Source organism: Pseudomonas sp. GR 6-02, from assembly GCF_001655615.1.
Lineage (GTDB): Bacteria > Pseudomonadota > Gammaproteobacteria > Pseudomonadales > Pseudomonadaceae > Aquipseudomonas.
In genome coordinates this window covers 116,619-130,743 of record NZ_CP011567.1, presented here as the reverse complement: position 1 = coordinate 130,743, position 14,125 = coordinate 116,619, and the positions used below count along the sequence as shown (strand labels likewise).

7 protein-coding genes and 3 rRNA genes are annotated in these 14,125 nt (G+C 56.6%); 5 read left to right on the top strand and 5 right to left on the bottom strand.

Annotated features, from left to right (window positions below; genetic code table 11):
• Entirely contained in the window at positions 1 to 693 is a 693-nt protein-coding gene (gene lapG, locus PGR6_RS00610; RefSeq protein WP_018930302.1) for a cysteine protease LapG, read from the bottom strand.
• A 266-nt stretch (positions 694 to 959) separates the two neighbouring features.
• Between lapG and PGR6_RS00605 the strand changes: the two genes are divergently transcribed.
• From PGR6_RS00605 to PGR6_RS00585, 5 genes are all read left to right on the top strand, one after another.
• The gene (locus PGR6_RS00605; RefSeq protein ID WP_018930303.1) at positions 960 to 1,670 is read left to right on the top strand and encodes a GntR family transcriptional regulator; all 711 of its coding nucleotides are present in this window, start codon (positions 960 to 962) and stop codon (positions 1,668 to 1,670) included.
• Positions 1,671 to 2,414: 744 nt separating this feature from the next.
• Positions 2,415 to 3,191, top strand: coding sequence for a DUF3050 domain-containing protein (locus PGR6_RS00600; RefSeq protein ID WP_019582916.1), 777 nt, complete (start codon positions 2,415 to 2,417; stop codon positions 3,189 to 3,191).
• Complete coding sequence (locus PGR6_RS00595) at positions 3,188 to 4,117, top strand: diiron oxygenase (protein WP_018930305.1); 930 nt, start codon at positions 3,188 to 3,190, stop codon at positions 4,115 to 4,117. The genes PGR6_RS00600 and PGR6_RS00595 overlap by 4 nt, the downstream gene beginning before the upstream one ends.
• A gap of 13 nt (positions 4,118 to 4,130) precedes the next feature.
• Positions 4,131 to 7,547 (top strand): non-ribosomal peptide synthetase, encoded by a 3,417-nt coding sequence (locus PGR6_RS00590; RefSeq protein ID WP_064615723.1) that lies wholly within the window; start codon positions 4,131 to 4,133, stop codon positions 7,545 to 7,547.
• 30 nt (positions 7,548 to 7,577) lie between these two features.
• Positions 7,578 to 8,045 carry an SRPBCC family protein gene (locus tag PGR6_RS00585; protein WP_064615721.1) on the top strand — a complete coding sequence of 156 codons (468 nt, stop codon included), beginning with the start codon at positions 7,578 to 7,580 and terminating at the stop codon, positions 8,043 to 8,045.
• A 121-nt stretch (positions 8,046 to 8,166) separates the two neighbouring features.
• Here the strand turns inward: PGR6_RS00585 and PGR6_RS00580 are convergent, their stop codons facing one another.
• From PGR6_RS00580 to PGR6_RS00565, 4 genes are all read right to left on the bottom strand, one after another.
• Positions 8,167 to 10,047 (bottom strand): methyl-accepting chemotaxis protein, encoded by a 1,881-nt coding sequence (locus PGR6_RS00580; protein WP_064615719.1) that lies wholly within the window; start codon positions 10,045 to 10,047, stop codon positions 8,167 to 8,169.
• Positions 10,048 to 10,454: 407 nt separating this feature from the next.
• Positions 10,455 to 10,570, bottom strand: a 5S ribosomal RNA gene (gene rrf, locus PGR6_RS00575).
• Between the two features lie 107 nt (positions 10,571 to 10,677).
• A 5S ribosomal RNA gene (gene rrf / locus PGR6_RS00570) occupies positions 10,678 to 10,793 on the bottom strand.
• Positions 10,794 to 10,948: 155 nt separating this feature from the next.
• Positions 10,949 to 13,840: ribosomal RNA gene (locus PGR6_RS00565) — 23S ribosomal RNA — on the bottom strand.
• Positions 13,841 to 14,125: the final 285 nt, after the last annotated feature.

Below are 14,125 nucleotides of genomic sequence, written 5' to 3'. Positions count from 1 at the left end.
CTAGTTAATCGTCTCGACCGGGAAACCTTCGGCCTGCATTTTCTTCAACACGTCCTGCCAGCGAGACAGGCGTTTGGTGTCTCCGACCTTCTTGTTGCCCTTGGCACCCGGCAGCCACAACCCTTCGGCATTGAAAGAGTAGACCGGCAGCAAATCGGTTCGCTGATTGGCGGGCTTGATTGCATCGATCAGGCTGTCGAGCACCAAAGGCATGGCCTCGGGGCTCGCGTAGTAGGTCAGCACCATGTGCGCGCGGTTCAGGCGCAAAGCCTTGACGTAGGTAATGCGCAGCTTGTCACTGGAGACGCCAAGATGACGCAGACTGAAATACTTGGCGATAGCGTAGTCTTCGCAATCGCCGGCGCCCTTCCACAAGGCTTCGATGGGGGTTTCCCAATAATCGACCTCGTGCCACAGGTCGATGTCTTCTTCGTAGCGCATCTGCCTGTTGAAGAACTGGTTGACCACGTTGAGCTGCTCCAGCTCGCCGACTTGTTTTTGCGTGGCCAGCAACTGCTGCCAGGCATCAATGCGCTGCCGCCCTTCACCCAAAGGCCCGTACAATGCCTGCGCACGACGGCTGATCAGCGAAAAATCCCAGTCGGCATGCAGCCCGCCCAGCATGACGCCGGCCAGCAGCAGTGCGCAGCCTAGCCAGCGCAAAGTCCGAGGGATCGCGAAACGTACCGCCAATGCGAGGCATCCAGATCAGGCAGATGGAAATCTGGCTTGATGGTGAGGGTTAGTCTGCTAAAAGACAATGGCACGGTGAGATCACCGCCAACACGCTAAACTTCGCATTACGGGTGCAATAAAAAGATCGCAGCCTTCGGCAACTCCTGTGCCGAAGTCTGCAGGAGCTGCCGAAGACTGCGCCTTTTGACTGTTTGACAACCCGTCAGGCAGTCACTAGTGTCCATTTGGATCCAAATACTTCAGCCAATCAGGGTGCGTTTGTCGTGACACAGAAGCCCAACCCTCTCAGCAGCATCAAGGTCAACGGGCCGATTCCCGCTCATCTGGCACGCTCGGTGATCGAAGAAACCCTGCGCGCGGCCATTCTCGACGGTCGCATTCCTTGCGGCACCGCCCTGCGTCAGCAAGACCTCGCTGACCTGTTCGGCGTTAGCCGCATGCCGGTGCGCGAAGCCTTGCGCCAGCTTGAAGCGCAAGCGCTGCTCAACGTGATCGCCCATAAAGGCGCGGTGGTCGCACCGTTGGTTCAGGGCGATGCGGCAGAGACCTATGAGTTGCGGATCCTGCTGGAGTCCGAAGCCTTGCGTCGGTCGATCCCCCTGCTTGAAGACGCCGATTTCAAACAGGCTGCACACTACATCGACGAGTTGGAAACGGAACACGACTACACCGAGATCGGCCGGCTCAATCGCCTGTTCCACATGGCGCTTTACAACAAAGCCCCCAACCAGCGGCTGCTGAAGCTGGTCGAAGACGGGTTGAACGAAGAGGAACGCTTCCTGCGATTCAACCTGGAAGCCATGGGCCTGGGCAAACTGTCCCAGGAGGATCACCGAGCGCTGTTGCGGGCCGCCGAGGACCGGGATATCGAGCACTCGGTGATGTTGCTCGAAAACCACCTCAACCGGGGTGTCGAAGTCATTACGCACTACCTCGCAAGCCCTGAGGCGCAGCGCAGGAAAACCTCGAAGTAAACCGCGGTGACAACCCCGAGCGAGCCATTGAACGGCTCGCCGCGATTTCTGGTTGATCCGCCCCTGGACTGCTCGACGAACAAATCTGCTTACAAATCCCCCTTTCGCCCACACCGCGCCGGTGTGCAGCGACTTCATGCCCACTCCCAAAGCCCTGTCACCCACGAGCCCGATAATTGCACCTATCAGATCATGCAGGGGTGATAGCGAGCGCCGTGAATTACGCTCACTCTTGAGCTGCCAACGAATAATGACGGGCGACGCACCGCACCCCGGAGCAGTCACCCGCACCACAAGAACCAACGGAAGGAGTCTTGTCACGGGAAAGGAAGAACCGGCGTCGCTCCCAGCCAACTTCCACCCCCTCAGATCACATCAATGACCCAAGTAGAAAGTTGCTTCGAGTGAGGCATTCACTCTTTATTTGAATTTTGGCTTATATACGCCGAAAGGAGCAACTACGCCCAAATAAAACTTTATATAAAAGTCTTATTGGAACTTGTCGCACTCGAAAAAGTTAAACTTTCAATTAATTAAAAAAACACTTGCCCGACACTTTATTCATGCATTAGTTTTTCTCCGCCGCCCACAAACACCGGGGCCAAGCACTACTCAGCGATTGCATAACCCTAATAAGCATCAATTCAATTGAGGCACCCGCTCGCCAATAGAAAACTTCAAGCAACCGTTACTTATTGATCAACACCCCCTCAACGGTATTCCAGATCACTTATAGGCTCGCTCATGAAACCGACTAAAGATCGTCTTAATCAGAAGAAAGCAGAACTTAGTGCGCACCCGATCTTTTCTGAAATACATTCGTTATCGGTGCTTCAACGCTTCATGGAAACCCATGTGTTCGCAGTGTGGGATTTCATGTCGCTGACCAAACGCCTGCAACAGGAACTGACCTGCGTTCAGCTGCCCTGGCTACCGCCACGAGATCCGCAGGCCGCGCGTCTGATCAACGAGATCGTGCTCGGTGAAGAGTCCGATGATCGTCCCGCCCAAGGTCACTACAGCCATTTCGAGTTGTACCTGGATGCGATGCGCGAAGTCGGTGCAAGCACGGTCGCCGTCGAACGCTTCGTGGCGTTGCAAAAAGAAGGCGTGAGCTACGACGTGGCCTTGCAAAGCGTGGACGTCGACCCGGCGGCCGCACAGTTCGTACGCCACACCTTGCACACCGCGTTGCATGCGCCGGGGCATAGTGTGGCGGCGGCGTTTCTGCACGGCCGCGAGAGTGTCATCCCGCAGATGTTCCAGCGGATTCTCGACGACTGGGGCATTGGCATCGAACAAGCGCCGACCTTCCGTTACTACCTGGAACGGCACATCGAAGTCGACTCCGAAGACCACGGCCCGGCGGCGGAAAAACTCCTCGCACGCCTGGTCAATGGCGATCCGCAGCGCGAAGAAGACGTATACGCCAGCGCCATCGCCGCCGTGGAAAGTCGCATCGCGCTGTGGGACGGCTTGCGCCTGAGCATGAGCGAACCGGTTGCCGAGGTGAACGCATGAACGCCGCCGACTACCAATCCTTCGCCGACGCCTGGGAAAGCCGCGCAACCATTCGCACCCGCCCCCGGCGTGTGCTGGAGAACGACGACAAGCTGATCTATCCGCTGAGCCGCCAGCCGCTGGTGCTGAGCGAAACCTTCCTGCGCGAATGCCCGGAACAACGGGATTTCGCCCTGGTACAGACGCTCTACAAGTTCATCAATGACGTGGTGATTTTCGAAACCGAGATCGTCGACAAGACCGCCCGCAGCATCGCTAAAAACCGCTTCAGCGTGGCGTTCCCGTTCGCCTGTCGCTACGACGCCATGACCGTGGTGGTGGACGAGGATTACCACGCCCTGGTGGCCATGGACTTCATGCAGCAGACCGTCGCCATGACCGGCATCACCCCCATCGAACTGCCGGATGAAATCGAACTGAGCCGTGCCATCCCGGCGGCCGTGGCCCTCGCACCGGAGCACCTGCGCAGTGCCGTGGAACTGATCTGCGTGGCCATCGCCGAGAACACCGTGACCGGCGATGTGGCGGCGTTCGCCAAGGACGACACGGTCAAGCAATCGATCAAAGGCCTGATGGCCGACCACTTGCTGGACGAGGGCCGTCATTCCGGGTTCTGGTCGCGGTTGGTGCGCATCTACTGGCACACCGCAAGCGAAGACGATCGCCAGTGCATCGCGCACATCCTGCCGGTGTTCATCGGCCATTACCTGACCAACGACATCCAGAAGTCCTTCGACTTCCGCCTGATCGACGCCTTGCAGATCAGCGACGCAGCACGTCAGGCCCTCAAGAGCGAAATGTCGGGGCTGGCCTTCCCGATCAATCGCCATCACCCGCTGGTCGCCAACATCGTGCGGTTTTTTCGCAGCAGTTCGCTGCTCGATTCACCGTGCGTGCAAAGCGCCCTGAGCGACTACCTGGTTTAACGAGGAGAACATCATGAGACGTCTCGATATTTTGCTCATCGGGCAAAGCCAGGCCCTGACCGAACTGGCGCTGGAGCTCGAACAACACGGTCATTCACTGGCGCGACTTGCGAATGTGGAAGAACCACCGCCAGGCCTATTTGATTTGCTGATCGACGATGCGAGCCTGCCATTTCGGGACTTCGGCAATGCGCCGCACCTGATGCTGCAAGTGGGTGTCGGGGTGTCGGGAACTAGCGGGCTGCCACCGCTGGACCTGCTGTGCACGTACAACTCGACGCCGTTGAGTCGCGTGCCGGTCGCCGAAGAGTTGTCCGGCAACGGCCAGGCATTGCGCCTGCGAGCGGTGGCCGAGCTGGTCGATCATGTGGCGCTGCTGGTCAGCCGCTTCTCCCGGGATGCCGACTATTTCCTGCAGGCCGAGCCGACGATTTCCGCGCACTTCGAACAGGTGGAAAACCTGCTGTTTTTAGAGCACCTGGCCTTCGTCCACCGTCTCAACAACACGGCAGAACCACGACTTCTGCAACTTGGGCAGATCCCGATGATCGAGCGGCTTGAACAGCGCTTTATTCAGTCTGCCGAGCGTGCGGCGCTGAACATCGCCGGCACGTCGCTGACCTATCGAGAACTGCACGCCCACAGCCGCGCCATCCAACAGCGATTGCAACCGTTGCTCGATCAGCATCAAGGGCCTCTGGTGGTCGGAGTTTGCCTGCCAAAATGCAGTGCGTTGTATGCGGGGATTCTGGCGATCCTCGGCAGCGGTGCGGTGTACCTGCCGCTGGAGCCGAGCCACCCGCTGCAACGTCAGCAGTACATTCTGGAAAACGCTGGAGCGGTGTTGTTGCTGCATGACGGAGAGCATCCACTCAGCGAGACGATGCCGGGGCTGGACATCAGCCGTATCGACAGCGGCGACGTGAACCTCGATCAACCCTTGATGCGCCAACGCCCCGATCTCGACGCGCCATGCATGGCGCTCTACACCTCGGGCACCACAGGTCACCCCAAAGGCGTGCTGCTCAGCCAGGCCAACCTCGCGCACTTCACCGCGTGGTACGCCGACTACGTGCAGCTGACCGAACAGAGCCGGGCGTTGCAGTTTTCATCGTTGAGTTTCGACTCGTCATTGATCGATATCTTCCCGACCCTGCTGCAGGGTGCAGAGCTGATCGTGCCCAACGAGGACCAACGTCGCGACCCGCTGCAACTGGTCGAGCTGATCCGCCACCAACAACTCAGCCATGCCTTTTTGCCGCCAGCCTTGCTGAGCATCCTGCCGCTGGATCAGTTGCAGGTCCTCGATCATGTGATGACCGGCGGCGATGTCTGCGAACCCTACGTAGTTCAGCAACTGACCCGCCAAGGCAATCTCTACAACCTCTATGGCCCGACCGAAGCCACGGTGCTGATCACCGCGCGGCAACTGCGTACCGGCGACAGCAACCGGACCCTCGGTGCACCGATTGCCAACAGTCAGGTGCTGATCCTCGATGAGGATTTGCAACCGGTGACCGAGCAAACCGTCGGTGAGTTGTACATCGTCGGCCCGGGGGTGTGCCTGGGTTACCTGAACAATCCGCAGCAGACTGCCGAACGCTATCTGAACCTGCACCTGCCGAACGGCCAGAGCCTGCGCGCCTACCGCTCCGGCGACATGGCCAAGTGGACCGCCGACGGTATCGAGCTGTGCGGACGGCGAGACAATCAGGTGAAGATTCGCGGCTTTCGGGTCGAGCCGGAAGAGATCGAACGCTGCCTGCGCGACAGCCAGCTATACCGTCAGGTGGCGGTGGTCATCGATTGTCATCGACGGATTCTGGCCTTTCTCGCGCAACCCCAGGAAGCGCAACCCGGTGCCGCTCGCGAAGCCTTGAAAGCCCATGCGATGCAGTTTCTGCCGGACTACATGCAGCCGATCGCCTGGACTGAACTGGCGAGCATGCCGTTCGCCAGCAACGGCAAGGTCGACCGCAAAGCGCTGCTGGAATTGCCCGTCAACGTGACCGAAAACAGCCCACGGTGTTTGCCCGCCAGCGCCGATGAAGCGCTGTTGTTGGAAATCTGGGCTGAGCTGCTGGAGCTACCCGCCAGCGACATTTCCACCGACGAAAGCTTCTTCAACCTCGGTGGGCACTCGATCCTGCTGTCGCGCATGCTCCTGCGTTTGCGTGAGGAGTTCGGCCGCAGTATCTCGATCAACCGCTTCATCGAACTGCCGACGATTGCGAAGCTGGCGACGTTGGTGCGCGGCTCCGGGACCGAGGAAGTGTTGAGTGAAAAAGCCCTGGCCGATGCCTTCCGTGAACTGGACATCGAGCCGCTGCCGATCAGCCGAATGGGCGATGTGCACAAGGTGATCGTCACCGGGGCCAACAGCTTTGTCGGTGTGCATATCGTCGAAGCGCTGCTGGCCTGGGGCGCCAGCGAAGTGGCGTGCCTGGTGCGCGATGGCGGTGGGCAATCGGCGGCGCAACGCTTTGCGGATGCGTTGCGGGAAAACCGCCTGGAGCATCTGGACCTGAGCCGGGTGCAGGTTTACGCGGCAGACATCACTCGCCCGCAACTGGGGCTCAGCGAAGCGGTTTACGAACGGCTGGATCGAGAGTTCGGCGCACTGGTGCACAACGCCGCCAACGTCAATCACGTCCTCGATTACGAGTCGTTGGCGCAGGATAACGTCGAACCGATTTTCGAGTGTCTGCGCCTGTGTGAAGGACGCAGCAAGAAGATCTTCAACTTCGTCTCGACGCTCTCGGCGTCCAGCACGATTTCCGACGATGGCCGGGTGCTGGAGTTGCCCGCCGCGCAGACACCGCCGATCTACATCAAGAACGGCTACAACCTGTCCAAATGGGTCGGCGAGCGGATCCTCGAAAGGGCGCGGGAGCGTGGGGTTCGGGTCAATCTTTATCGCCCCGGCAATATCAGTTTCAACAGCCTCACCGGCGTCTGCCAGCCACACAAGAATCGCCTGATGCTGATGCTCAAGGGCTCGATCCAGCTCGGTCAGGTACCGGAGTTCGCACTGAATTTCGACTTGATGCCGGTGGATTTTCTCGCCCGTTTCATCGCCTTCCATGCCAGCCGTTACCAGGCCGAAAAAGCGGTGTTCAACCTGCACAACCCCGAACCCCTGAGCTGGGACACCTACGTGGCTTCCTTTCGCGAAGCCGGTCGGGAGTTCTCGATGGTCAGCGTCGCCGACTGGCAGCAGCAATTGGGCCGGGTCGACAGTGATAACGCGCTGTTTGGCGTGCTGGGTTTCTACCTCAACGGCTTCGAGGAAGACATCGGCGACATCTCGATGATCGGCCACGACAACGCCCAGGCCGGTGTACGGCAGATGGGCGCGCACTACCCGGAAAAATCCCCGGCGCTGCTGCGACGCGGCTGCGACTACCTCAAAGAAATCAACTTCATCTGATTCACCCTAACCCCGCACGGAGCAAAAAACATGAATACTCTGCAACCCGATACCCTGATCAAAAACCCTCAAGGCTGCCACGTTGTGTCTTCGGTGGAAGTACCGGCCGACGCGGCGCAAGTCTGGGCAGTGGTCGGCAATTTTGCCGGCTTCGACCGATTCATTCCGGCGCTGTCGCACATCGAGATGACCGGCGAAGGTGTGTCGTCGCTGCGCAAGAAGTTCTTTAAGGACGGCAACCTGGTGGTCGAGCAGCTCAACTCCCGCAACGACCAGGCGCTGAACATGACCTGGACCACGATCTACAACACCTTGGGCGTGGCCAATTTGTGGGCAGCGATGAGTGTGGAATCCCTGGGTACAGACAAGTCGCGGGCGACCTGGACGATCATTGCCGAGCCGGCCCAGGGCGGCGCCGAGGCCCTGCCAGGGTTCAAGCAGTTCGTTCAGGGGTTTGCCGATGATGCGATGGGGAATGTGGTGAAGCTGTTTGTGTAGCACTTCGGTTCAGCGGTGACTGATCTACCGCTATCGCAGGCAAGCCTCGCTTCTACAGGTTAGCTCTTGTAGGAGCGAGGCTTTCACGCGAAGAACGATAACGCGATCCTACTGACCTCAATCAGATCTTGAAGCTATCAACCAGTTGCTTCAAACGATTGGCCTGCTGGGACAGCGCATCACAATCCTTCAATGTTTCATTGAGGTTGGCCACGCTCTGCTGGTTCAGCAGGTTGATCTGGTTGACGTCGACGTTGAGGGTTTCGACCACGGCCGTCTGCTCTTCGGTCGCCGCGGCCACCGATTGGTTCATGCCGTCGATTTCGCCGATGCGCTGGGTCACGCTGACCAGTCGCAGGCCGGCCTGGTTCGCTACTTCGACGCTCTGCTCGCTGGACACCTGACTGGCGTTCATCGTAGTCACCGCCTCGCGAGAACCGATCTGCAGCGAGCTGATCATCTTGTGGATCTCTTCCGCCGACTCCTGGGTGCGATGAGCCAGGTTGCGCACCTCATCCGCCACTACCGCAAAACCACGACCGGCCTCACCGGCACGGGCCGCTTCGATGGCCGCGTTGAGCGCCAACAAATTGGTCTGCTGGGAGATGCCTTTGATCACATCCAGAATGTGGCCGATGTTGTCGGTGCTCGCGTTCAGGGTTTCGATCTGCGTGCAGGACAGGCTGATTTTCTGCGACAGCTCGGTCATGGCCTGGATGGTTTGTTCCACCACCTGACGGCCGTCATCGGCCTGCTCGCTCGCGCCGCTGGCGTGTTGCGAAGCATCAGCGGCATTGCGGGCGATTTCCTGGGTGGCGGCGCCCAATTGGTTGATCGCCGCGGCCACGCTGTTGGTGCGGGCGCTTTGTTCGTCGGAGCCGATGATAGAAGCGTTAGACGATGCCATCACCCGTTGCGACAGATCATGAACCTGGCGGGTCGCCGAGGACACTTCGCAAATCGATGCGTGAATCCGCTCCACGAACTGGTTGAAGGATCCACCCAACTCGCCGAACTCGTCTTTACTTTCTACGACCAGACGACGGGTCAGGTCGCCCTCGCCCTGAGCGATGTCCTGCATCGCACGGCCCATCGTGGTCAGCGGACGCATCAGCACGTTGATCAGCAAGCTCAGCAGCACGGCAATGGCCGTCACAGCGATGAACATCGCGATCAGCGCCGAGGTGCGGAACTGGCTCAGTGGTGCATAGGCCTTGGCCTTGTCGATCGATAGACCAACGTACCACTCGGCATTCGGCAAACCGCTCACCGGTGTGAACGAGAGGATGCGGTCCTGCTTGTTCAGTACGACTTCCTGGATGCCTTTCTCGATGCGAACACTGGAACCCGGATAGATGTCTTTCAGGTTCTTCATCACTTGGTCTTTGTCCGGACTGACGATCACCTGACCGTCGGCACTGACCAGGAATGCGTGACCGATACCACCGAAGTCCACCGAGTTGATGATTTTCACCAGGGTTTCCAGGCTCAGGTCACCGCCGACCACGCCCAGCAGTTCGCTGTTCTTTTTCACCGGTATGGCAACGGTCACCACCAGCCCGCCGACCGCAGCCATATAAGGCGGGGTCAGCATGGTCTTGTCGGCGACCACGGCTTGTTTGTACCAGGGGCGCTGACGCGGGTCGTAGCCGTCCGGCATCTTCGCGTCAGGGCGCTGGGTGAACAGACCATTGGCCTGCCCGACGTAGGTGAACTGGAAGTTCGAGGTGAGGGCCGGTTGATCGACCAGCCCTGGCAAGTCAGCGTTGGCACCCTGATGGGCGACGTTCTGCGCGAGGTTTTCCAGGACCAGCACGCGGCCGCTCATCCAGTTCTGCACGCTGCTGGCAGTCAGGTCGCCTGCTTGCTCAACGGAGGACTCGATGTTTTGCCGAATGGTGTTTCGTTGCAGATAGTCGTTGTACAAAGTGAACAACGCAAACGCCAACACCACGACGCCTGAAGCGGCCAGCAGGATTTTATGGCTGAACTTGAGATTCATTTCATGGGACTTCTTATGCCAAAAGTGGGGATGCGTTCCGGGTTGCAACATTCCATGTAACAGCGCAGACGGCATTCTGAAGCCGCTCTACTTTGGTGCACGCATGTCTCACCAGTCTTTCGGCACGAGCGGGAGAAAACTTAAGGATTTGTACAAAACTCGTCAGATAACCGCCGAACGGCGTGCTAGAAGGGACGGATTATTGGGCTTACCGCACGTCATGATCGCGGTGTTGGGTGTTTTGGCTGTGGTGTAACGATGAGGGGGGGTCTATATCTGATGCTACTGGCTCGAAGGAGTAGCGAGACACGCAGACCTGGATTTGACCCGCTTCAGACTTAGACTTCTATAAGCCCAGAAAGACAAAACCCCTGTCTGCATAAGCAGACAGGGGTTTCGGAATTTAATCTTGACGATGACCTACTCTCACATGGGGAAACCCCACACTACCATCGGCGATGCATCGTTTCACTTCTGAGTTCGGGATGGGATCAGGTGGTTCCAATGCTCTATGGTCGTCAAGAAATTCTGTGACCAGCCCGTTACAGCGGTAACGTGCCAGCAAAATTGGTGACTTCTACTAAAACAAAACCCCTACCTGCATACGCAGATAGGGGTTTCGGAATTTAATCTTGACGATGACCTACTCTCACATGGGGAAACCCCACACTACCATCGGCGATGCATCGTTTCACTTCTGAGTTCGGGATGGGATCAGGTGGTTCCAATGCTCTATGGTCGTCAAGAAATTCGGGTACCGAACCGTCTTTCGACGCTTCAGCAAATTGGGTATGCGATAGTTTCTGCGGTTTTTGTGAATGCTTGCGAACTTTCGGTTCATTGCGTCTTCACACACCGCAATCTGGTGTCCTTTCGGATCAGCAAATTGCTTGGGTGTTATATGGTCAAGCCTCACGGGCAATTAGTATTGGTTAGCTCAACGCCTCACAGCGCTTACACACCCAACCTATCAACGTCGTAGTCTTCGACGGCCCTTCAGGGGACTCAAGGTCCCAGTGAGATCTCATCTTGAGGCTAGTTTCCCGCTTAGATGCTTTCAGCGGTTATCTATTCCGAACATAGCTACCCGGCAATGCCACTGGCGTGACAACCGGAACACCAGAGGTTCGTCCACTCCGGTCCTCTCGTACTAGGAGCAGCCCCTCTCAAATCTCAAACGTCCACGGCAGATAGGGACCGAACTGTCTCACGACGTTCTAAACCCAGCTCGCGTACCACTTTAAATGGCGAACAGCCATACCCTTGGGACCGGCTTCAGCCCCAGGATGTGATGAGCCGACATCGAGGTGCCAAACACCGCCGTCGATATGAACTCTTGGGCGGTATCAGCCTGTTATCCCCGGAGTACCTTTTATCCGTTGAGCGATGGCCCTTCCATACAGAACCACCGGATCACTAAGACCTACTTTCGTACCTGCTCGACGTGTCTGTCTCGCAGTCAAGCGCGCTTTTGCCTTTATACTCTACGACCGATTTCCGACCGGTCTGAGCGCACCTTCGTACTCCTCCGTTACTCTTTAGGAGGAGACCGCCCCAGTCAAACTACCCACCATACACTGTCCTCGATCCGGATAACGGACCTGAGTTAGAACCTCAAAGTTGCCAGGGTGGTATTTCAAGGATGGCTCCACGCGAACTGGCGTCCACGCTTCAAAGCCTCCCACCTATCCTACACAAGCAAATTCAAAGTCCAGTGCAAAGCTATAGTAAAGGTTCACGGGGTCTTTCCGTCTAGCCGCGGATACACTGCATCTTCACAGCGATTTCAATTTCACTGAGTCTCGGGTGGAGACAGCGCCGCCATCGTTACGCCATTCGTGCAGGTCGGAACTTACCCGACAAGGAATTTCGCTACCTTAGGACCGTTATAGTTACGGCCGCCGTTTACCGGGGCTTCGATCAAGAGCTTCGCGTTAGCTAACCCCATCAATTAACCTTCCGGCACCGGGCAGGCGTCACACCCTATACGTCCACTTTCGTGTTTGCAGAGTGCTGTGTTTTTAATAAACAGTCGCAGCGGCCTGGTATCTTCGACCGGCGTGGGCTTACGCAGCAAGTGCTTCACCCTCACCGGCGCACCTTCTCCCGAAGTTACGGTGCCATTTTGCCTAGTTCCTTCACCCGAGTTCTCTCAAGCGCCTTGGTATTCTCTACCCAACCACCTGTGTCGGTTTGGGGTACGGTTCCTGGTTACCTGAAGCTTAGAAGCTTTTCTTGGAAGCATGGCATCAACCACTTCGTGTTCTAAAAGAACACTCGTCATCAGCTCTCGGCCTTAGAATCCCGGATTTACCTAAGATTCCAGCCTACCACCTTAAACTTGGACAACCAACGCCAAGCTGGCCTAGCCTTCTCCGTCCCTCCATCGCAATAACCAGAAGTACAGGAATATTAACCTGTTTTCCATCGACTACGCTTTTCAGCCTCGCCTTAGGGACCGACTAACCCTGCGTCGATTAACGTTGCGCAGGAAACCTTGGTCTTTCGGCGTGGGTGTTTTTCACACCCATTGTCGTTACTCATGTCAGCATTCGCACTTCTGATACCTCCAGCAAGCTTCTCAACTCACCTTCACAGGCTTACAGAACGCTCCTCTACCGCATCACCTAAGTGATACCCGTAGCTTCGGTGTATGGTTTGAGCCCCGTTACATCTTCCGCGCAGGCCGACTCGACTAGTGAGCTATTACGCTTTCTTTAAAGGGTGGCTGCTTCTAAGCCAACCTCCTAGCTGTCTAAGCCTTCCCACATCGTTTCCCACTTAACCATAACTTTGGGACCTTAGCTGACGGTCTGGGTTGTTTCCCTTTTCACGACGGACGTTAGCACCCGCCGTGTGTCTCCCATGCTCGGCACTTGTAGGTATTCGGAGTTTGCATCGGTTTGGTAAGTCGGGATGACCCCCTAGCCGAAACAGTGCTCTACCCCCTACAGTGATACATGAGGCGCTACCTAAATAGCTTTCGAGGAGAACCAGCTATCTCCGAGCTTGATTAGCCTTTCACTCCGATCCACAGGTCATCCGCTAACTTTTCAACGGTAGTCGGTTCGGTCCTCCAGTCAGTGTTACCTAACCTTCAACCTGCCCATGGATAGATCGCCCGGTTTCGGGTCTATTCCCAGCGACTAGACGCCCTATTAAGACTCGCTTTCGCTACGCCTCCCCTATTCGGTTAAGCTCGCCACTGAAAATAAGTCGCTGACCCATTATACAAAAGGTACGCAGTCACCCAACAAAGTGGGCTCCCACTGCTTGTACGCATACGGTTTCAGGATCTATTTCACTCCCCTCTCCGGGGTTCTTTTCGCCTTTCCCTCACGGTACTAGTTCACTATCGGTCAGTCAGTAGTATTTAGCCTTGGAGGATGGTCCCCCCATATTCAGACAAAGTTTCTCGTGCTCCGTCCTACTCGATTTCATTGACAAGAGATTTTCGCGTACAGGGCTATCACCCACTATGGCCGCACTTTCCAGAGCGTTCCGCTAATCTCAAATCAACTTAAGGGCTAGTCCCCGTTCGCTCGCCACTACTAAGGGAATCTCGGTTGATTTCTTTTCCTCAGGGTACTTAGATGTTTCAGTTCCCCTGGTTCGCCTCTTGCACCTATGTATTCAGTACAAGATAACCATCTTATGATGGCTGGGTTCCCCCATTCAGACATCTCCGGATCAAAGTCTGTTTGCCGACTCCCCGAAGCTTTTCGCAGGCTACCACGTCTTTCATCGCCTCTGACTGCCAAGGCATCCACCGTATGCGCTTCTTCACTTGACCATATAACCCCAAGCAATCTGGTTATACTGTGAAGACGACATTCGCCGAAAATTCGCATGCTCAATTAAGAACAACTCACAAATTTTACCTTAGCCTGATCCGTTACCAGTGAAAGTAACGTTCAGTCTATCTTTCTATCACATACCCAAATTTTTAAAGAACGATCTAATCAAAAGACTAGAAATCAATATTCACAACGGAATATTCATTTCTAAGCTTTAACGATTCAAGGCCACCTCACATGGTCAGCCTATCGTCTTCTTCAATGAATCAAGCAATTCGTGT